The sequence below is a fragment of the Pseudomonas sp. PK-RTE-24 genome, from assembly GCF_054052265.1.
This window is the reverse complement of the sequence record NZ_CM133224.1, coordinates 4,815,600-4,835,479: the sequence shown is the minus strand read 5'-3', so window position 1 is coordinate 4,835,479 and position 19,880 is coordinate 4,815,600. Positions and strand designations below refer to the sequence as shown.

General features: G+C 60.1%; 20 protein-coding genes. 12 read left to right on the top strand and 8 right to left on the bottom strand.

Annotated elements, in window-relative coordinates:
• Window positions 1-92: 92 nt before the first annotated feature.
• On the bottom strand, window positions 93-842 hold the full coding sequence (locus ACV8MC_RS21605; protein WP_073474913.1) for an SDR family NAD(P)-dependent oxidoreductase: 750 nt from the start codon (window positions 840-842) through the stop codon (window positions 93-95).
• Window positions 843-1,036: 194 nt separating this feature from the next.
• On the opposite strand from ACV8MC_RS21605, the gene ACV8MC_RS21600 reads away from it, so the two are divergent.
• Both ACV8MC_RS21600 and ACV8MC_RS21595 read left to right on the top strand, forming a co-directional pair.
• On the top strand, window positions 1,037-1,954 hold the full coding sequence (locus tag ACV8MC_RS21600; protein WP_457263405.1) for a LysR substrate-binding domain-containing protein: 918 nt from the start codon (window positions 1,037-1,039) through the stop codon (window positions 1,952-1,954).
• 223 nt (window positions 1,955-2,177) lie between these two features.
• On the top strand, window positions 2,178-2,420 hold the full coding sequence (locus ACV8MC_RS21595) for a hypothetical protein (protein ID WP_457263403.1): 243 nt from the start codon (window positions 2,178-2,180) through the stop codon (window positions 2,418-2,420).
• A gap of 200 nt (window positions 2,421-2,620) precedes the next feature.
• Here the strand turns inward: ACV8MC_RS21595 and ACV8MC_RS21590 are convergent, their stop codons facing one another.
• A complete protein-coding gene (locus tag ACV8MC_RS21590; protein WP_252869309.1) occupies window positions 2,621-3,529 on the bottom strand; it encodes a LysR family transcriptional regulator in 909 nt (302 codons plus the stop codon).
• Between the two features lie 134 nt (window positions 3,530-3,663).
• Here ACV8MC_RS21590 and ACV8MC_RS21585 point away from each other — a divergent pair, with 134 nt between their 5' ends.
• From ACV8MC_RS21585 to ACV8MC_RS21575, 3 genes are read left to right on the top strand one after another with little or no spacing between them, the layout of a single operon-like run.
• Window positions 3,664-4,692, top strand: coding sequence for an alpha/beta hydrolase (locus ACV8MC_RS21585; protein WP_095179692.1), 1,029 nt, complete (start codon window positions 3,664-3,666; stop codon window positions 4,690-4,692).
• A 24-nt stretch (window positions 4,693-4,716) separates the two neighbouring features.
• Window positions 4,717-5,151, top strand: a complete 435-nt coding sequence (locus ACV8MC_RS21580; RefSeq protein WP_224787240.1) for a cyclophilin-like fold protein — start codon at window positions 4,717-4,719, stop codon at window positions 5,149-5,151.
• A 12-nt stretch (window positions 5,152-5,163) separates the two neighbouring features.
• Window positions 5,164-5,925 (top strand): carboxymuconolactone decarboxylase family protein, encoded by a 762-nt coding sequence (locus ACV8MC_RS21575; RefSeq protein ID WP_457263400.1) that lies wholly within the window; start codon window positions 5,164-5,166, stop codon window positions 5,923-5,925.
• A gap of 23 nt (window positions 5,926-5,948) precedes the next feature.
• Here ACV8MC_RS21575 and ACV8MC_RS21570 read toward each other — a convergent pair whose 3' ends face one another.
• Both ACV8MC_RS21570 and ACV8MC_RS21565 read right to left on the bottom strand, forming a co-directional pair.
• Entirely contained in the window at window positions 5,949-6,707 is a 759-nt protein-coding gene (locus ACV8MC_RS21570) for an NYN domain-containing protein (protein WP_457263398.1), read from the bottom strand.
• A gap of 360 nt (window positions 6,708-7,067) precedes the next feature.
• Entirely contained in the window at window positions 7,068-8,063 is a 996-nt protein-coding gene (locus tag ACV8MC_RS21565; RefSeq protein ID WP_457263397.1) for a cupin domain-containing protein, read from the bottom strand.
• 59 nt (window positions 8,064-8,122) lie between these two features.
• On the opposite strand from ACV8MC_RS21565, the gene ACV8MC_RS21560 reads away from it, so the two are divergent.
• Window positions 8,123-9,349 (top strand): MFS transporter, encoded by a 1,227-nt coding sequence (locus tag ACV8MC_RS21560; RefSeq protein WP_457263395.1) that lies wholly within the window; start codon window positions 8,123-8,125, stop codon window positions 9,347-9,349.
• 5 nt (window positions 9,350-9,354) lie between these two features.
• On the opposite strand, the gene ACV8MC_RS21555 is transcribed toward ACV8MC_RS21560, so the two are convergent.
• The gene (locus ACV8MC_RS21555; protein WP_150635571.1) at window positions 9,355-9,978 is read right to left on the bottom strand and encodes a TetR/AcrR family transcriptional regulator; all 624 of its coding nucleotides are present in this window, start codon (window positions 9,976-9,978) and stop codon (window positions 9,355-9,357) included.
• A 130-nt stretch (window positions 9,979-10,108) separates the two neighbouring features.
• On the opposite strand from ACV8MC_RS21555, the gene ACV8MC_RS21550 reads away from it, so the two are divergent.
• Window positions 10,109-11,326, top strand: coding sequence for an MFS transporter (locus ACV8MC_RS21550; protein ID WP_076563247.1), 1,218 nt, complete (start codon window positions 10,109-10,111; stop codon window positions 11,324-11,326).
• Between the two features lie 18 nt (window positions 11,327-11,344).
• On the opposite strand, the gene msrA is transcribed toward ACV8MC_RS21550, so the two are convergent.
• From msrA to ACV8MC_RS21535, 3 genes are all read right to left on the bottom strand, one after another.
• On the bottom strand, window positions 11,345-11,851 hold the full coding sequence (gene msrA / locus ACV8MC_RS21545) for a peptide-methionine (S)-S-oxide reductase MsrA (protein WP_457263393.1): 507 nt from the start codon (window positions 11,849-11,851) through the stop codon (window positions 11,345-11,347).
• A 146-nt stretch (window positions 11,852-11,997) separates the two neighbouring features.
• A complete protein-coding gene (sseB, locus tag ACV8MC_RS21540; RefSeq protein WP_457263391.1) occupies window positions 11,998-12,783 on the bottom strand; it encodes an enhanced serine sensitivity protein SseB in 786 nt (261 codons plus the stop codon).
• A 237-nt stretch (window positions 12,784-13,020) separates the two neighbouring features.
• Entirely contained in the window at window positions 13,021-15,147 is a 2,127-nt protein-coding gene (locus ACV8MC_RS21535; RefSeq protein ID WP_457263390.1) for a TonB-dependent receptor family protein, read from the bottom strand.
• Window positions 15,148-15,337: 190 nt separating this feature from the next.
• On the opposite strand from ACV8MC_RS21535, the gene ppk2 reads away from it, so the two are divergent.
• The 5 genes from ppk2 to cydB all read left to right on the top strand — a co-directional run bounded on the left by ppk2 (window position 15,338) and on the right by cydB (window position 19,880).
• Complete coding sequence (ppk2, locus tag ACV8MC_RS21530) at window positions 15,338-16,153, top strand: polyphosphate kinase 2 (protein ID WP_056785103.1); 816 nt, start codon at window positions 15,338-15,340, stop codon at window positions 16,151-16,153.
• Between the two features lie 707 nt (window positions 16,154-16,860).
• Window positions 16,861-17,076: a hypothetical protein gene (locus ACV8MC_RS21525; RefSeq protein ID WP_041480440.1), complete on the top strand. Its 216-nt coding sequence runs from the start codon at window positions 16,861-16,863 to the stop codon at window positions 17,074-17,076.
• A gap of 23 nt (window positions 17,077-17,099) precedes the next feature.
• Window positions 17,100-17,489: a VOC family protein gene (locus tag ACV8MC_RS21520; RefSeq protein ID WP_041480439.1), complete on the top strand. Its 390-nt coding sequence runs from the start codon at window positions 17,100-17,102 to the stop codon at window positions 17,487-17,489.
• Window positions 17,490-17,516: 27 nt separating this feature from the next.
• Window positions 17,517-18,866 carry a cytochrome ubiquinol oxidase subunit I gene (locus ACV8MC_RS21515; RefSeq protein ID WP_457263387.1) on the top strand — a complete coding sequence of 450 codons (1,350 nt, stop codon included), beginning with the start codon at window positions 17,517-17,519 and terminating at the stop codon, window positions 18,864-18,866.
• Window positions 18,867-18,878: 12 nt separating this feature from the next.
• The gene (cydB, locus tag ACV8MC_RS21510) at window positions 18,879-19,880 is read left to right on the top strand and encodes a cytochrome d ubiquinol oxidase subunit II (RefSeq protein ID WP_457263386.1); all 1,002 of its coding nucleotides are present in this window, start codon (window positions 18,879-18,881) and stop codon (window positions 19,878-19,880) included.

Genomic DNA, 19,880 nt, shown 5'->3' with positions numbered 1-19,880 from the left:
GATCTCTTGTTTTTATTGACCGCCAGGCCATCAGGCCCGGCTGCGTCATCGATCCAGAACCGCACGGGCCACGCAGGCCCGCCCAGAGTTACTCAGTGAATCAGCATGCCGCCGTTCACATCGAGGGTGATGCCGGTCAGATAAGCGGACAGGTCGCTGGCCAGAAACAGCGCGGCGTTGGCGACGTCCTGCGCTTGACCCAGGCGCCCCAGCGGAATGCCTTCGATGATGGCGTGGCGGCGGTCATCCTGCATCAGGCCGCCGGTGATGTCGGTGTGAATCAGGCCCGGGGCGATGGAGTTGACGCGGATATTGTCCGGCCCCAATTCCCGCGCCATGGCCTTGCCCAGCCCCAGCACACCGGCCTTGGCCGCGCTGTAATGCGGGCCACCGAAGATGCCGCCGCCGCGCTGGGCAGACACCGACGACATGCAGACGATGCTGCCGGAAGACTGTTGGCGCATCAGCGGAATCACCGCCTGGGACATGAGCAAAGTGCCGCGCAGGCTGACGTCCAGCACCTTGTCGTAGTCCGAAGGGCGAATATCCAGAGTCTTCAGTGGCTGGGTAATGCCGGCGTTGTTGACGAGGATATCGATGCGCCCGAAGTGCTCGATGATGGCGGCGACAGCTTGCTGAACCTGCGCTTCGTCGGCCACGTTGGCCGCCAGGCCCAGATGACCTTCGCCCAGTGCTGCGGCGGCGTCACGTGCTGCGGATGCATCCAGATCGAGGATGACCACGCGAGCGCCGTGTTGCGCAAATGTGCTGGCGGTAGCGCGGCCAATGCCACGGGCAGATGCGGCACCGGTAATGATTGCGACTTTGCCTTGAAGAAGCATGGAGGATTCCCTCGAATTGTTTTTATTGGGTCGGTGTGTAAGTAACCGATGACTCAGCTTGTCCTCCGGGGCGAGCGTGAGCAATAACGCGGAAGTCACTCAATGCTGAAAAAAATTCAGCACTCGTCAGGCCGTTTCGCAAATGCTTGAATGAAACCGGTCCGTACATCACAAGAAATCACCACGGAGTCCCCATGCGCTCAGACACTGAGGCATCGATCATCCTGCCACCGCTGAAAGCAATTCAGGCCTTCGAACAAACCGCGCGCTTCGGCAACGTCGCCAGAGCGGCGGAAGTGCTGGACCTGACACCCTCGGCAGTCAGCCATCAACTGGCGAAACTGGAAGGGATGATCGGCCGGCAATTATTCGTCCGTGCTGCCCGGGGCGTCTCGCTGACGCCGGTCGGCGAGCAATACCTCAAGGAAGTTTCCGGGATTTTGCACAGTCTCGCCGTTGCCACCGAGCGTGCGGCCAGCGATGTCAGCCTCGATTGCCTGCGCTTGCACTCGTCGCCAAGCTTCGGCCTGCTCTGGCTGATGCCGCGCCTGGAAGCGTTTCGCGCCAGTCACCCGGACATTCAGATCAACCTGTCGTGCTCCTATGAATCGCTGCACTTCAGTCGCGACAAGATCGATGTCGATATCCGCCACGGTTTGCCGAACTGGCCAAGCTATGAGGTGCGCACGGTCAGGAATGAGACGTTCGCGGTGCTGACTTCACCGAAACTGCTCGCGCAACGCCGGGTGCGCGGCGCTGCGGATCTGCTGGAATGCGATCTGATTCTGTCGGAAGCCACCCTGCTCAAATGGCCGCAATGGTTTGCCCAGCATGGCTTGGCGCGTCCGGAACGGCCTTATGCATTGAGCTTCGATCGTTCCTACATGTCGCTGGAAGCGGCGAGTCATGGCTTGGGTTTCGCGCTGGAAAGCACATTGCTGGCGCAGAAGTATCTGGCGGCGGGCACGCTGGTCGAAGTCGCGCCTGAATCACTGAGTGCTGCGGTGGCTGCGCACCATTTGGTATTCCCCAAGGCGCACTCCAGCTTTCCACGGGTCAGGCGTTTTCTGGCGTGGATGGAGAGCGAGTTGGGCCACGAGTTCGCGTATTGAGTCGGGATCAATTCTTTCAAACTCTCTGAACTGCTCAAGGTCAATCCATTATCGGTCTTGATCATTCACGCAAGAACGCACTTTACCGCGCGCTGCCGATCCGCGAAAAACCAAAGGCTGAGCAGGCTGTTGTTTTCTGTGTTCATCGTTTCTTTAGAAGGGGCTGATTTATGGTCATCACATATCTGGGATGGGGATCACTGATCTGTAAGCCGGGGCAGCGATGAGCACCCGCAGCCAGGCGCAGATTGCCTCGATCTTTGATCAGCTGTTGGCACTGCGAGAAAGCGTGGACATTCTTCAGCACGTGGAGGGCGATAGCGTCGAGTCGCTGCGTGGTCATCAGACCGTGGACGCCCCCGAGTCGCTGGATCTGGTGTTTCAAAAGCTGCAAGAAGACATCGCCAGCATGGAGGAAACCTTGGCGACGATTGCCGAGGCTATCGGGGATGTGTCGAAGTTGTGAGGCGCGCGCGGGGTGGCATGCAGAGATGATTTGCCTGGTCTGGCGTCTTCGCGAGCAGGCTCGCTCCCACAATGGATTTGTGAATCGATTGATTTCCGGGATCTGACGCAAAACCCTGTGGGAGCGAGCCTGCTCGCGAAAGCGCTGGGTCAGGCACTTACTCTGTTGGATGTGCCGACGCTATCGGAGCAGGCTCGCTCCTACAACGGGGCTGGGTCTCTGACCACGCGCAACGCATCCACCACCAGTGAAAACGCCGGCGACGGTTGGCGGCGGCTGGGGTAGTAGAGGTGGAAGCCACCGAACGGTTCGCACCAGTCTTCCAGCACTCTGACCAAACGCCCTTCAGCCAGATGCGTACCGAACTCGTCTTCAGGCAGGTAGGCAATCCCTAACCCGTTCACAGCCGCGTCGGCGATGTGCACGGTGGAGTTGAACACCAGTTGGCCGTCGACCCGTACTTTCAGCTTTTTGCCCTCGCGCTCGAATTCCCACGCATCGACACCGTCGTAGGTCGGAAAGCGGATGTCAATGCAACGGTGCGCCGCCAGATCGCGCGGATGTTGCGGGGCGGGGTGCTGGGCGAAGTAGCTGGGCGAAGCGACCACGGCCATGCGCAGTGGCGGGCCGATCGGTACGGCGATCATGTCTTGGGCGACGGTATCGCTGAAACGCACGCCGGCATCGAAGCGGTCGGCCACGATGTCGCGGAAACCGTAGTTGATATCGAACTCGAGCTTGATGTCCGGATATTGCAGCAATAGTGGCGTCAGCTTGGGCAGCAGGGTGGTCTTGATGATGTTGTCGCCGCAGGTGATGCGCACCGTGCCAGCGGGCTTGTCGCGCAACTCGGTCAGGGCGTCCAGCTCGGCTTCAATTTCATCGAAACGGTGCCCGACGGTGTGCAACAGGCGTTCGCCGGCCGCGGTCAGTGACACGCTGCGCGTAGTGCGGGTCAGCAAGCGAATTTTCAGACGTGCCTCCAGCGCCGAGACTACCTGGCTCACCGCCGATTGCGTCACGCCCAGTTGCACCGCCGCGCGGGTGAAGCTGCCGCTGCGGGCAACCGTGACGAAGGCGAGCAGGTCGTTGAAATTGGGTTTGGCCATGGGCGCGCGCTCGGGTTTATTGATTAGCAGAGTTTATAACCGCATTAAGCACTCATTAGCTAATCAAAGTCTCGAGCGTGCGCAACAATACCTTCATCCCGGCCACGACTGGCTTCTCGATCAAGGACGCCCCCATGAAACGACTGTTCATACTGCTCGGGTTTCTCCTGAGTTCATTCACTGCATTCGGAGCTGACATGTCCCACGGTGCTGACAATTTTTTCAAGAGCGATAAGGTGACCGTGCAGAAGGTCAGCTTCAAAAATCAATATCAACTCACCGTGGTCGGCAACCTGTTTGTCCCTAAAGGACTCGACCCGGCAGCGCGTAGCGCGGCGATTATCGTTGGTCATCCGATGGGCGCGGTAAAGGAGCAGAGCGCCAATCTGTACGCACAGAAACTGGCGGAGCAGGGCTTTGTCACCTTGTCGCTGGATCTGTCGTTCTGGGGCGAAAGCGAGGGCGCGCCGCGCAATGCCGTGCTGCCGGACATGTATGCCGAAGACTTCAGCGCGGCCGTCGATTACCTCGGCACACGGCCATTCATCGACCGCGAGCGCATCGGCGTGTTGGGCATTTGCGGTAGTGGCAGCTTCGTGATCAGCGCGGCGAAAATCGACCCGCGCATGAAAGCCATCGCCACGGTCAGCATGTACGACATGGGCGCCGCCAACCGTGACGGCCTAAAGCATTCGCAAAGCCTTGAGCAGCGCAAGCAGATCATTGCGCAAGCGGCCGAGCAGCGTTACGCCGAGTTTACTGGCGGCAAGGTCGAATACACCGGCGGCACGGTGCTGGAACTGAAGGCCGACACCCATCCGATCCAGCGTGAATTCTTCGATTTCTACCGCACCCCGCGCGGCGAATTCACCCCGGCCAGCTCGACGCCGCAACAGACCACGCGCCCGACGCTGAGCAGCAACACCAAGTTCATGAACTTCTATCCATTCGTCGATATCGAGAGCATCTCGCCGCGCCCGATGTTGTTTATTGCCGGTGCCGATGCGCACTCCCGTGAGTTCAGCGAAGAGGCGTTCCGGTTGGCGGGGCAGCCGAAAGAACTGGTGATTGTGCCGAATGCCGGTCATGTCGATCTGTACGACCGGGCCGAGCTGATTCCTTTTGCCAAGCTGACGCAGTTCTTCAAGAGCAACCTGAAGTAACTTTCAACGCGACGGAGCAAAGCGATGCGGATTTTTGCCAACGGCTGGAAGGGATTCGTACTGATGGCATGGCTGCCCTTTGCTCAGTCTGCTGCTAACCCGGAGGAGACCACGATGTGGATGACCGTCGGAGAACACCGTTTTGCCATTGCTCTTGAGGACAACCCGAGCACTCGGCAATTGCTCACGCGATTGCCGCTGAGCCTGAACATGGTCGACCTGCACAGCAACGAAAAATACGCCACCGTGCAGCCGCCCTTGCCCACGCAGCCCTATCGGCCGGGCACGATCCACAACGGCGATTTCCTTTTGTATGGCGACGATACGTTGGTGGTCTTCTACAAAACCTTCGATTCGTCTTACCGCTATTCGCGCCTTGGTCGCATCGACCGGCCGCAGGACTTGGCCGAGACCTTGGGGCGTGGCGATGTGCGGGTGACGTTCACGCTGGATGAGTGAGGAGATTCATTGATGAACCAGAGATCGTTAAAGCAAGGGCGTCTTCTGCGCATCGTGGCCCTCGGCTGCGCGGTCCTCGCCAGTGCAGCCTGCGTTAATCCTCTCTGCGCCAATCCTTCCCGATCACAGGAGAAACCGATCATGCAAGAACAACCTCTGACGCTTAAGCAACTGGCGATCGCCCCGATTGCCGCCAACGCTGCAATCGGCGACATGCCGCGTTTGCACGACGCACTCAATCGCGGCCTCGATGCCGGGTTGAGCATCAGCGAAACCAAGGAAGTTCTGGTGCAGCTGTACGCCTACGCCGGGTTCCCACGCAGCCTCAACGCCTTGTCCTTGCTAATGAAGGTTGTGCAGGAACGCGCCGCGCGGGGCATTGAAGACGTGCCGGGACGCGAGCCCGGTCCGGTTCCGTCGGGGTATGCACTTACCGAACTCGGCACCGACAATCAGACCCGTCTGGTCGGCGCGCCAGTGTCCGGCCCACTGTTCGAATTCGCCCCGGCGATCGATCAGTTCCTGAAAGTGCACTTGTTCGGCGACATCTTCGCCCGCGACAACCTGGCATGGACGGATCGGGAACTGGCGACGGTTGGCGCGCTGGCGGCAATGGCTGGGGTGGAATCACAGCTGGAGTCGCATTTGAAGATCAGTCTGAATGTGGGATTGACGGTTGAGCAGTTGCGGCAAGTGGCGCAGGAGTTGGAGGCGCGTGGGGATTTGCAGGCTGCTGAGCGGGTGGGCGCGGGGCTGGGGAAATTGGGGGGCTGAAGTCGACAGGGATACCGGCACCATTATTTCTCACCAATGACTGAACCTGCTTGCTGCATCTCCAAGATCGCCGCTTTATTTTCACGAAGCGGTGGCTTGGGGCATGTTGAGCGCAAACCGTCTATGTGCTCCATCAAGCTATCGGGAATGCTCTGCCACATCGGATCAAGGATGAAGTCCACACCTTCTCGCCTTGCCATTTTTGCGGCTGGAACGAAGTCTGCGTCGCCTGCTATCAATACTATCTGGTCGACCTGCTGTTTAAATGACAGCGACGCGACATCAATGCCGATCCGCATATCGACACCTTTTTGGCGGGTTTCGATACTGACATCATTTTCCATAAGGTCAGTCATCTGGATTTTTCCTTTCAACAGCTCAGCGATTTTGACGGGCTCGATGGTCCATCTGACATCCTTCGACAAATGCCCAAGTCGTAATGCCAACTTACGTTTACTTCGCAGCCTGGAATGCAGCTCTTTGCGAAATGCCGCCTCCCTGGATTTCGAAAAATCCACAGCTTTTTTGCTTATGGGGTTGTGCTGTTTAGTGTCCAGTGGGGGGCAGTCATAGAAGAAGATTCGGTAGAGCTCTTTCCTCGCTCGTTGTCGTAGCTCTCGGATGGGCCCCGTTGGACGGGTCAAGGTTTTATTAAGGAGGTGGGCGGTTGCCCATCGATGGACCAGAGCGGCCGCGCGTTCAGCGTTGAAGGCGTTTTGAGGTTCGATTCGTCGAAAGCGTTTGATGAAAAAGGCGCCATCGACCAACACCGCAGTGGGCATGTTTTTTTACCTGAAAAAACGCCCAAGGGTTTGGCACGTTCTGGATGATTAGAACGGCGTACTGCCTTGGGCGGGATGGGACCGAGATTAGGAGGGAGTGACGGATACGTCAACAACCCCTTTTTCGTCTGACCTGTTTGTATAAAGTTGAATGTGCCCAGCGCTTTCAAATTTCAGGTGGCGAAGGGGAAACGATAAATTGCGGATGGTAAGCGGGCAAGACAGCGACTTCCGTAAGATTTGTAGGCAAAAGCGCTGTATCTCGTAGGCTCGGTTATCCGTGAGCCGGTGAGCGCGGGGCTGGGCAGAATCCGGGGGAGGCACAGAATGAGAGCGGCTCTGTTACGGCGATTCTCGTCTTCAGCGCTGGCGCCGACTCGCTCCCGGTGAGCTTCCCGTTATCCGCTTGAACGCACGACTGAACGCCGCTTGGGAGGTGTAGCCCAAGCGCTGCGCCACTTCTTCGATCGGCAGTCTTTCCAGTGTCAGCCACTGACTGGCCAGGCGCATGCGCAGTTCGGTGGCGTAGCGCAGCGGCGGGGTGCCGAGGGTGGTCTGGAAGCGTTCGGCGAAGACCGAGCGTGAGGTGTTGCACAGCGTTGCCAGCTCGGCGACGCTCCAGTCGCGCCCCGGTTGTTGGTGCAGGGCCAGCAAAGCTTTCGCCAGACGAGGGTCGCGCAGGGCTGCGACGAGACCGGAGGCATTGCCGCAAGCGCATTCGACCCAGCCACGAACAATCATTGCCGCCACTACGTCGGCAAGGCGAGCGAGAATGCCGGCGAAGCCGATGCGCGCTGCGCTGACTTCGCGTTCCATGGTCGCAAGAATCGGCATGAGTCCCGGATAACGCTGGCCGCCGGCGTCGATCAGCATCAGTCCCGGCATCAGCCGACCGAGGCCCTGCAGGCTGCCGAGCTCGAACTCCATACAGCCACTGAAGAGCAGGGCGCTATCGGGCGAAACGGCGCTGTGACCGACCTGCACCGCGCAGACCGTATCGCCGAGTGGCGCGGCGACGGCGCTGTCAATGTCCTGCACTTCGGCGTTTGGGTGTGACAGCAACTGGTGCGCTGCACCATGGGCAATGAATACCGCATTGCCCGCCGCCAACTCGTAAAGGCTGCCGTCCTCCAGTCGCAACACCGTCGATCCAGCGGCAACGAAGTGGAAATACGCATGGCCCGATTTGTCGCTGAAACCCAGACCATACGGCGGACCGGCGTGGATCCGCCGATACTGCACGCCACGCAGACGCATGCTGCGCAGCAATTCAGTGATCAGGTCTGATGACAGTGAAAAGGAATCAGTGCTGCTCATGTTCGGGGTTTCGATCAAAAGTTCAAGACTGCGCATCATAGATCATCCGGTTTGCCGCTAATAGACTGCTCTCTTGAAATGTCCGAGGGAGTCTTGAAATGAATGAATGTGTAGGTGATGGGCGAACTGAAGAGGAGCCGATGGCTCCTGCGTGGATGGCGGTTTTCTCACTGGCGATGGGGGTGTTCGGTTTACTCACTGCGGAATATCTGCCGGCCAGCCTGCTGACACCAATGGCGCTGGATCTCGGCGTCAGCGAAGCGCTGGCCGGGCAAGCAGTGACGGTGACCGCAGTGGTGGCGCTCTTTGCCGGATTGCTCGTACCTGGATTGACGCGCAGTCTTGATCGGCGGCTGGTCTTGCTCGGTTTCTCGGTACTGATGATCGCGTCGAATCTGCTGGTGGCGCTGTCGTCGAGCCTCGCAGTTTTGCTGATCATGCGCATCCTTTTGGGCATAGCTCTGGGCGGATTCTGGAGCATGGCGGCGGCCGTGGCGATGCGCCTGGTGCCGGGGGCGCTGCTGCCACGGGCGCTGTCGATTATCTTCAGCGGGATCGCCGTCGGGACCGTGGTCGCGGTGCCATTGGGCAGTTATCTCGGCGGCCAGTTTGGCTGGCGCAGTGCGTTTTTCGCAGCTGCGGCGGTTGGCGTGGTGACGCTGGTCTTTCAAATGTTCACGTTACCGAGTCTGGCGCCACATCGACCGTCACGCCTGCGTACGGTGCTTGAGGTGTTGCTGCGACCGGGCATTGCCATTGGCATGTTCGGCTGTGTATTGGTGCACACCGGCCACTTCGCGTTGTTCACCTATATCAGGCCATTTCTGGAAAGCACCACCGGAGTCGGCGCGCAGACGCTGGCGCTGATGCTGCTCGGTTTCGGCGTGGCGAACTTTGCCGGCACGCTGTTCGCCGGCTGGCTGTTGCAGCGCAATCCACGCGCAACACTGGTGCTGATGCCGGTGTTGGTGGGCGTTGCTGCTCTGGCGTTGGTCGGGTTACCGGCGTCGCTCACCGGGCAGGCGTTGCTTCTGGCTCTGTGGGGGATGGCCTTCGGTGGCGTGCCGGTGGCATGGTCGAACTGGGTGGCGCGATCGATACCCGATCAGGCCGAAAGCGCAGGCGGCATGGTCGTCGCATCGGTGCAGTCGGCGATTGCCGCAGGCGCTGCCGCCGGCGGTTCGGTGTTCAGTTTCAGCGGCATCAATGGCGTGTTTGTAGCAGCTGGAATTCTGATGTTGCTGGCCGCGCTGCTGATTGCCCTGAAGGTCAATGTCGATGTGCCGGAGCCGGGTTCGGCGCCGGTGGCACCGGTGCATTTGTGATTTGATCAATCCGCCTTACGCGTGGCGGCAATGTCCCAGGTTTGCATGACCTGAGTGATGGCAGCATCAATGTTATCCAGCGCGGTGTTGTCTCTGGCGAGGATGGATATGCCCTGCAGGAAACTGTCGAATACCGTCGCCATCGCCGCCGCACTTGTGCCGCTGGCCAGCTCGCCGGCATTCACAGCACGTTCGACGCAGGCTTGAATGCCGGCACGGGTGCGCTGCCGGGAGTGGGTCAGGGCTTGCGCCACATGGGCGGTTTCCGGGCTCGGTGCGCTCATGACGCCGAGGGTAACCATGCAGCCCTTGGGGTGTGTGTCGTCGCACTGCATGCGTGCCGACTGGCGCAAAGCGGTCTCGATCGCCTGGCGTGGTGGCAGGCTGTCGTCCCACAGGCACTCGGTGACTTGCGCGTAGGTGGTTAAATAACGCTGCACGCATTCATCGAACAACGCTTCCTTGGAACCGAACGCGGCGTAGAAGCTAGGCGCAGAGATACCGCCACCCAGGCCTGCCTTCAATTGGGCGAGCGATGTCGCGTCGTAGCCGTGTTGCCAGAACAGTTGCAAAGCCTGATCGACGGCGTCGTCGCGATCAAACTGACGGGGGCGACCGGTTCTCGCCATGACCTGACTCCTCATTGATTTAATATAAAGACTAGTCGATACAGAAATTGTTGACAACGCTGCGCATGCACCCTCAGGATCTAGATCGATCGGTATTTAAATCTGAGTCGGTTTTTTCGAGGAGCTTCCAGTGACACCTTCAATCACGTTAACGGCTACGCCAAAAGGTCTGCCCATCGGCGCTTTGCTGGCGCTGGCCATGACTGGCTTCATCTGCATCGTCACCGAAACCCTGCCGGCGGGCCTGTTGCCGTTGATCAGTGAAGGCCTGGCGATTTCGCCGTCCATGGCCGGGCAAATGGTTACCGCGTACGCATTGGGTTCCGTACTGGCGGTGATCCCGATGACCATCGCCACCCGGGGCTGGCGGCGCCGCAACGTGCTGCTGCTGACGATTGTCGGTTTCCTGCTGTTCAATTCGATTACCGCGCTGTCGTCGCATTACGGCGTGACGCTGGTCGCGCGGTTCTTCGCCGGGGTTGCGGCGGGTCTGGCATGGAGTCTGCTGGCCGGCTATGCGCGACGCATGGTTGAGCCCGAACAGCAGGGCAAGGCGTTGGCGCTGGCGATGGTCGGCACACCGATTGCGCTGTCGCTGGGCGTGCCTCTGGGTACGTGGCTCGGTGGGCTGGTCGGTTGGCGCACTACATTCGGTCTGATGTCGGCGCTGACCTTGGTACTGATCGTCTGGGTACTGGTGAAAGTGCCCGACTACCCGCCGCAGCCGGCCCATCAACGCCTATCGCTGAGCAAAGTCCTGACTACCCCGGGCGTGCGTCCTGTGCTAGCAGTGGTGATCAGTTGGATGCTGGCGCACAACATTCTCTACACCTATATCGCTCCGTTCGTGGCGCCGGCGGGCATGGCCGAGCGGGTGGATGTGGTGTTGTTGAGCTTCGGCATCGCCGCTCTGGTCGGGATATGGCTGACGGCGAAGCTGGTCGAGCCGCTGCTGCGTTCGACGGTTCTGCTGAGTTTGGCGACCTTTGCCGCCGTCTGCGTGGCGCTGGGATTTGGCGGAGGCAGCCCAGAGGTGATTTATCTCGGCGTGGCGGCATGGGGTTTAACCTTTGGCGGCGCGGCGACGCTGTTGCAAACGGCGCTGGCTGATGCGGCGGGCGACGGAGCGGATGTCGCCTTGTCGTTGAACGTAGTGGCGTGGAACAGCGCGATCGCTGGCAGCGGTGTCGTCGGCGGCGTGCTGCTCGATCAGTGGGGCGTTACCTCATTTCCGTGGGCCATGCTGGCACTGGTCGCTATCGCCTTCGCCATTGCCTGGGGTGCCCGGGCCCACGGTTTCAAGTCGGGCCCGCGCTCTGTAGAAGCTTCGGTGGTGGCGGGGCATTGAACCCCGCCAGCAGTTTCTTCAACCGCGCTTCGGCAGTTTCCAGTTAGGCCGGATGAAATGGCAGGTGTAGCCGTTCGGAATCCGCTCCAGGTAATCCTGATGCTCGGGTTCCGCTTCCCAGAACGGCCCGGCCGGTTCTATTTCCGTAACCACTCGGCCCGGCCACAATTTCGATGCGTCGACGTCGGCGGCGGTGTCTTCAGCGACGGCGCGCTGCTCGTCGTTGAGGTAGTAAATCGCCGACCGGTAGCTTGGGCCAAGGTCGTTGCCCTGACGGTTGGGCGTGCTCGGGTCGTGGATCTGGAAGAAGAACTCGAGGATCTGCCGGTAGCTGATCACGGCCGGATCAAACTCGATCTCGATGGCTTCGGCGTGGTTGCCGTGGTTGCGATAGGTCGCATTCGGCACTTCTCCGCCGGTGTAACCGACGCGGGTTTTCAGCACACCCGGATAGCGGCGCAACAGATCCTGCATGCCCCAGAAGCAGCCGCCGGCGAGAATGGCAGTTTCGGTTTGAGTGGTCATGGTGTGTGCTTCCTCTCGAGACGATGTGGGGATACCCACTGTTATGAGGGCGGGTTGAGAGAATCCAAGGTCACGCTCATGAGAATCGACCACTGGCCTGCTGATCAAGCGACATGCAGGCGACTGCGATTTTCATCAGATCGTATTCAACCAAAGCCAAATAACGAACGCAGCTTGCTTGGCGACTTGCGCTCGTAGAACGGTTTGGTCTCCTTAAGGAAGTAATCACTGAGCCCGGCTTGTCCCGTCAGCACGCGGCAAAAATCAACCGGCCCGCCATCAGGGGCCGTGTCCCCAGCGACATTGCCGGCTTCGCGCATGACCTGTTCGATATCACCATCCGCTTCGATGCCAACGATCAGGTGCGGCTTTTCATCAACCGAGGTGTCGTGCATCAGCGCCAGGAACGCGCGTTTCACATTGGCGTGTTTGGCCAGCAGTTGCGAGAGCGAATGGACCATCGTCGATGGGTAGTCCGAAGGCTGTCCAAGCAACACGTTGGTTTCTTTTTCGACGGTACGTTGCGTGGCGGGCCGGCCGATTTCGCCTGAGAGCAGCCGTTGCACTTCATCCGGAAGGAATTCCTTGCCGTACGGCGACTTCGGATTCAGAAAGAGCAGCGCGCCCAGCGTGATTTCGAACAATGATTGTGCCGGTATCTCTACATAGCTCTGTTCGCTGTCGATGGATTGTTGCAGCGTTGGCAGCGAGGAGAAGAACGGAATGACAGGCGTGCCATCGGGCTTCTGCCAATGGGCGATGCTGATGTTGCTGCCGGCTTCGAGATTGACATGACCTTGCGCCGCACCGGCGGTGCCGAGGATGTAGACGGTCGAGTCCAGAAGGGTGCGATAAAACTCAGGGCGATGCGCGGGTTCGTCCGCGGCCAGTCGCAGTGATGTTTCCAGTGGGTTTTCTTGGGAAGTATCCATGAGGTCAGTCCGTTATTTTCAATGGAGAGCGATGGTTGTCTGATCAGTTCGAGGAGACCTGCTGTCACGATGATTCTCGAACAGAGATTTGAATCCTGCGCCCTTCTAACCAGCACCACAAAGCAAAATGTGGGAGCGAGCCTGCTCGCGAAGGCGTCGTGTCAGTCGAATAATTCACGACTGGTACACCGTTTTCGCGAGCAGGCTCGCTCCCACATTTGAATTTCGCGTTGGGTCTTATAGCAAACTCCACGAAACCCCAACATAAACCCCCATCCCTTCACCCGGCGTCGACCGCGCGGCGTCCACTCCCTTGTCGTCATACCCCGGCGTGACCGTCGCCGCGTAGCGCTTGCCGGTCAGGTTGCGCATGTCCACCCAACCTTGCCAGTCGCCCTTCGGGGCGTTGTAGCCCAGCGTTGCGCCGAACAGGGCGTACGGATCGGCGTAGTAGCTATTGGCGTAGTCCACGGCAACTTTGGAGACCAGTTGCGTGTTCACGGCGGCAAAGAAGCCCTGCGGCCAGTCGTAACGCAGTTCGCCTTGGTAATAATGCATCGGCAGGCCCGGCAAGCGGTTGTCGCCGAAGCGTTCGTCGTCGCGGTAGTGGAAGTCGCTGAAGGTGTAGGCCTGGCGCAAGCTCAACTGGCGGCCGTCGGCGGCGGTCCAGAGTTTGCTGTTCAGGCTGGCCTCGATGCCTTGGTGCACGGTCGGGCTGGCGTTGAGTTCGTAGGGCGTGACGGCGTTGGCGTCCGGCAGTACCGAGAGCAGTTCGTGACGAACTTGCGCGTAGTACCAGGCCAGGCTCCATTCGCCCAGTTTGCTGTCGCCACGGCCACCGAGTTCCAGAGTGGTTGCGGTCTGGTTTTGCAGTTCGACTGGGTCGCGCTGGGTGCCGGTGGCGGCGCCGTTGCCGGCAGGGAAGCGCACGTTGGAGCTGTAGATCAGCGACCACGGGTGCGGTGCTTCGACGGAGCGGCTGAGGTTGCCGAACACTTGCACGTCCGGGGTGATCTGATAGCGCAGGCCGATGCGCGGTGCATAGTCCCAGTCGCTGAGACTGGTTTTGCCGCCGCCCTGCGGATAGGTCACGGCGCTTTCGCGGCGGGTGTAGATCGCGGCGAGGCCGGAGGTCAGCCACAGGTCGTCGGCAATTTCCAGGTCATTGCCGAAATGCAGAACGGTGTCCGAACCCTGATAAGTGAAGTTGCGCATCCGCGTGCCCGGGGCGTAGCTGGCGGTGTTGCCACTCGGGATGCGCACGAACTCGCTGGCGCCATCGTTGGGCAGGTGCTTGGTCACGCGCAGGCCGACGTTGCTGCGGCTTTCCATCCCGAACAAAGTGTCGCGGCGTTTGTAGTCGAAGGTGCCGCTGACGTCGGTATAAGCCACCTTCAGCCGGTTCGGGCCTTCGCGCAGATCCATCGGGTAGTCGTGGTAGGCGAGGCCGGTCTGGATACTCGAATCGTCATCGAGGTAGAACGTGGTCTTGTTGCCGATGAACGTACTGCCGGGCTGCTTGCGGCTGTCATCGCGGGCCACATACGCCGGGTTGGCTGCCCGTGGGCTGTGTTCGATGGAATGCTTGGTCACGCGACCGGCGAGGTCGTTATCGGTCTCGCGATAGCGGAAGTAGAAGCGGGTTTCCAGATTCGGGTTGAAGCGATAGCCGAAGTTGGCGACCAGGCCTTTGCTCTCGCTGGCGGTGTGGTCCTGATAGCCGTCGGCGTTGGCATCGGTCAGGGACACGTAGTAATCGAAATCTCCCAGCACTTGCCCGGAGCTGACCTGGCGCTGCTGATAGCCATGGCTGCCGGTGGCGTAGCGCACGTGCAGCTTTGGCGCGGTGTAACCGGTGTGGCTGACGTAATCGATAGCGCCGCCCAGTGCCAGCGCGCCGCGATCGAAACCGTTGGCGCCGCGCAGCACTTCGACATGGTCGACCCACAGTGGCTCGAGCAATTCATACGGTGTGCCGCCGGGGCCGCTCAGGGGCAAGCCATCCAGCATCGTGTAGAGCCCCGAGGCGTGGGCGCCGGGTGCGCGGTTGATGCCTGAACCACGGATGGAAATCTTCACGCCTTCGTTGCCCGCCGACTGTGCATACACCCCCGGCTGATAGGCCAGCACATCCTGATTGCTGGCAACGCGGCCCTGCAACGGCTGGCGCATGTCGACCACGTTGGTGCCGCCGGGAACCTGCTCAAGGCGTTCCCGCGCTTCTTCGACCGCTGCATCGCTGCCACTGCGCTCATCTGCCGAAATCAGCACTTGCCCCAGCTCCAGACCTTGGATCTCGGCCATCGCCGGGCCGGCCAGGGCCAGACCGAGCAGGGCAGTGGGCAATGATTTGGACGACGGCATCGAAAAAACTCCAGCAAACAGGGGATCGGGCAATGAACAGTGCGACGTCGGAACAACCTCAGGAAACACATGGCGACAGGGCTTTTTTGCCCGGCGATGGCAAACAACCGGGCGTGAACTAACCTCACGGATCAGGGCCATCGGGTCAATAAACAAATTCAGCGGGCTGTTGAAGCGCGAGGACAGGTTCATGGCGAAAGACAAGAAGAAACCTGCAAAGGCAATCGAACGTCCGCGCTTGAAAAACAAGGACTATCTCGAACAGCTGCGCAAGCTCCACGTTGAGCTGGTCAAGCTGCAGGAGTGGGTCATCGCCAAAGGTGTCAAGGTTTGTATTGTTTTCGAAGGGCGCGACGGTGCGGGCAAGGGCGGGGTGATCAAGGCGATCACGGAGCGCGTCAGCCCACGGGTGTTCCGCGTGATGGCATTACCGGCGCCAACCGATCGAGAAAAAAGTCAGATGCATGTACAGCGCTATCTGCCGCATCTGCCGGCGGGCGGCGAGGTGGTGATTTTCGACCGCAGTTGGTACAACCGCGCCGGTGTCGAACGGGTCATGGGTTTTTGTACGGAGGAGCAGGCCGACAAGTTTCTCAAGTCGATCCCGTGGGTGGAAAACGCCATCGTCGATTCGGGGGTGATCCTGCTCAAGTACTGGCTTGAGGTCAGTCCGGAGGAACAGACCCGCCGGCTTGAAGCGCGAATCAATGACGGGCGCAAGATCTGGAAACTGACACCCATGGATCTGAAGTCCTACAGCCGCTGGTATGACTACTCACGGGCGCGGGACGAAATGTTCAAGCACACCGACACCGATTGGGCGCCGTGGAGGGTTGCCGACTCGAATGACAAACGTCGTGCGCGGCTGAACATCATCACTGATCTGCTCAGTCGCATCCCCTATGAAGAGGTGAAGCGCGACAAGGTCGAGTTGCCGAAACGGCAGAAGCCGGGCAAGTACCGGGAGCCGGATTATGCGTACAAGCGGGTGGCGGAGCGGTTTTGACATTTGCGGGTTTTTTGGGCGTGGCGGCCTTTGGGCCGACCAGGCTCTTGGGGTTTTGGGTGTATATCCGTTTTTTCGGGTGTTGCGGCTGGCGGTTCCGCTCTTACAGCGGGTCACTTTTGCAGACGCCCAAAAGTAACCAAAACGCTTTGCTCCTGCGTTCGGCCCTCGCAGGCTCGGGTTCCTTCGCTCCGGGATCGATCCTGGCGCAGCGGCTCCGGTTTGCTTCGCTGCACCTACACTCGCTGTGTACGACTGCGTCGTACGGTCGCTGCGCTCCCACGCCCGGATCAATCCCTCCACTCAGCCTTCCGACGTCGCTGGTGGATCAAGATCAAAAGCGGTACTCGAGCTTGCGCTCATTGTTGAGTGGTGCGGCTTCGCCGCGGGCAGCTGCGCTGCTTTGCGTTTGCTTTGTAGGCGAGCCTGCTCGCGAAGGCGGCCTGACAGCCGACCTGTTCTTGAGGTGGTACGCGATCCAACTGTAGGAGCTGCCGAAGGCTGCGATCTTTTGATTTTGCTTTTCTGTGGGAGTGAGCCTGCTCGCGATGACGGAGGAACATTCAAATTTAATTTGACAGATATACCGCTATCGCGAGCAGGCTCACTCCGAGAAGGTTTTGCGCATCAACCGTCCATCCGTCGTCTGCCCTGAACCTCTCTCGCGCTGTTTTTTCTACCGGGTAAGTCCCTCAGGAGATACCCGTATGTTCGATCAGCAAAAGAAGGCATCACTGGCGGCATGGCGCAAGATGGCGGAGCAGGCCGAGGGCGATCTGGATCCGGAACAGCAATATGACGAGCTGCTCAAGGCTGCGGATCAGATGGAGGAGCAAGGCCTGATCACCAGTGCCGAATGGCGCCAGTTGGTGCGTGACGCCGGCAACGTTTTCACCTTGAACCAAGAACAGCCACAGCGCTGACAGCTGTCATCGGAGGACGTCCCATGCTCAGTTATCTGTTTATCGGCGCCAACGACGTCGAGCGTTCGGCAGCTTTTTACAAGGCGATCCTGACGCCGCTCGGCTACCGGCATGATCGCGAAGAACACTACTGTTTTTACCTGCCCGATTGCATCGACAAGTCCAACGGCCCCGGCAGTGTGCACATCTCGCAACCGTTCAATGGTGAGCCGGCGACACCCGGCAACGGCATGATGCCGGCGTTTCGCGCCGACTCGCGGCATAAGGTCGATCAGGTGCACAAGGCCGGGCTCGACCATGGCGGCAGCGACGAAGGCGCGCCCGGCACTCGCGAGGCCTATACGCCGGACTTTTACGTGGCCTATCTGCGCGACCCCGAAGGCAACAAGCTGGCTGTGTTCTACAGCGGCTGATGGATGGAGCCCGTTGATTCGGCCCTGATGGCGGCCCGCGCTCAGTTCGCAATCACGATCAGCTTTCACATCGTGCTGGCGGCGTTCAGCATCGGTCTGGCGAATTTCCTCATGGTGCTGGAAGCGTTGTGGTTGAAAACCGGGCGCCAGGTTTATCTGGATGTTTATCGTTACTGGCTCAAGGTATTCGCCCTCAACGTTGCGGTGGGCACGGCGTCGGGATTGATTCTGGAGTATCAGTTCGGCCTCAACTGGTCGCGGCTGTCGGTGCAGGCCGGTGATGTCCTCGGTCCGCTGATGTTCTATGAAGTGATGGCGGCGTTTTTCATCGAAGCGGGTTTCCTTGGCATCATGCTGTTCGGCTTGAAGAAAGTCGGCCCGCGTCTGCACTTTTTTGCCACGTGCGCGGTGACGGTGGGCTCGCTGATCAGCGCGTTCTGGATTCTGTCTGCCAACTCCTGGATGCAAACCCCGGCCGGCTATTCGATTGGCGCGGACGGGCGTTTCCTTGCCGAGGACTGGTGGGCAATCATCTTCAATCCTTCGTTTCCCTATCGCCTGGCGCATATGCTACTTGCCGTGCTCATCGGCAGCGCGACGCTGATTGCCGGGATCAGTGCCTGGCAATTGCGCAAGGCCCCGGAAAACCCGCGTGCTCGCCTGCAATTCTCCATGGCGCTGTGGGTGATTGCGCTGCTGATGCCGGTGCAGATTGTTATCGGCGATCTGCATGGCCGGCACAGTTTGCACGCCCAGCCGCAGAAAGTGGCGGCCATCGAAGGCTCGTGGACGCGGCCGGCGCCGGGGGCAGGGGAGCCGCTGCGGCTGTTCGCCTGGCCGGATATGGACGAGCGACGCAATCATTGGGAAGTCGCCATTCCACGCATCGGCTCCCTGTATTTGCATCACGATTTGACTAGCACAATCGCCGCGCTTGATGAATTCCCGGCTGAGGACATACCGCCCGTCGCGCCAGTGTTTTTTGCGTTTCGGCTGATGGTCGGCCTGGGGCTGCTGATGCTCGGTCAGGGCGTGGTCAGCCTGGTTCTGCGTCGGCGCAATCGGCTGTACACCGCGCGCGGATGGCTGGGTGCTTGCGTGCTATTGGCGCCAGCCGGGTTTCTGGCGATGCTCAGTGGCTGGGTGGTTACTGAAGTGGGGCGACAACCGTTTACGGTCTATGGGCTGATGCGTACGGTTGACAGTCTGTCGTCAGTGTCCAGGGCTCAAGTCGTCGGGTCGACGTGGCTGATTCTGCTGTTTTATCTGCTGATCTTCGGCATCGGTCTGTGGGTGTTGCTGCGCCTGTTGCGCGAGCCGCCGCAGCAGGATCAACCCGGGCCGCAGCCCACCCTTGCCGACGAAACCGGGCACTGAGGAGTCGCAGACATGGATATCGATTGGCTGACTCTATTGTGCGCTGCCGCATTGGCGTTCTCGGTGATGAACTACGTGTTGCTCGACGGCACCGATCTGGGCGTCGGCATGCTCATGGGCCTCACGGATTGCAAATACCAGCGACGAGCCATGGCGGTGTCGATTCTGCCGGTGTGGGACGCCAACGAAACCTGGCTGGTGCTCGGCGGCGGCGGGCTGCTGGCGTTGTTTCCGCTGGCGTACGCGATCTTGCTGCCGGCCTTGTACGTGCCTTTTATCGTGATGTTCCTCGCCTTGATCGCGCGGGCCATGGCGCTGGAGTTTCGCGATTACGCACCGAACGAGCGACGCAAGCGCATCGTCGACGGCGTGTTGGCCCTGGCTTCGCTGCTGACCGGGTTGGTCCAGGGCATGGTGCTCGGTACTCTCGTGCAAGGCGTTGCGCATCGGGGCGGTCAATACATTGGCGATGGCCGCGACTGGCTGAATCCGTTCCCGGTGTTTTGCGGTTTGGTGCTGGTGCTCGGTTACGTCTGGCTGGGGACGTGCTGGCTGTACTGGCGCACCCTGGATGAACTGCAGCAGCACTCGGCCCACCAGGCCCGCATGCTGGCGCTGGTCGTCGCGGCACTATTGCTGGTGCTGATCGCATGGACGGCGACGTTGCAGCCGCAATATGCCCGGCGGCTCGCCGATATTCGCCTGTGGTTGCCGGCAGGACTGATCGTCAGCGCTCTAGGATGGGTGTTCAGCAAAGGCTTTCACTGCCGCTTCGACTTCATCCCGCTGTTCGCCGCGCTGGGCGTTTTTGTGCTGGCTTTCGCGGTGATGCTGGTCGCGCTATTTCCCTTGATCATTCCGCCGGATCTGACCTTGAGCGAAGCCGCATCCAGCCCGAACAGCCAGATCTTCATGCTGGTCGGATTCGCCGTGCTGATCCCCATCACGCTGGCCTACAACACCTTCGGTTTCCGCGTATTCAGCGGCAAGGTCCGCGTTGCCAGCGATGGTTGA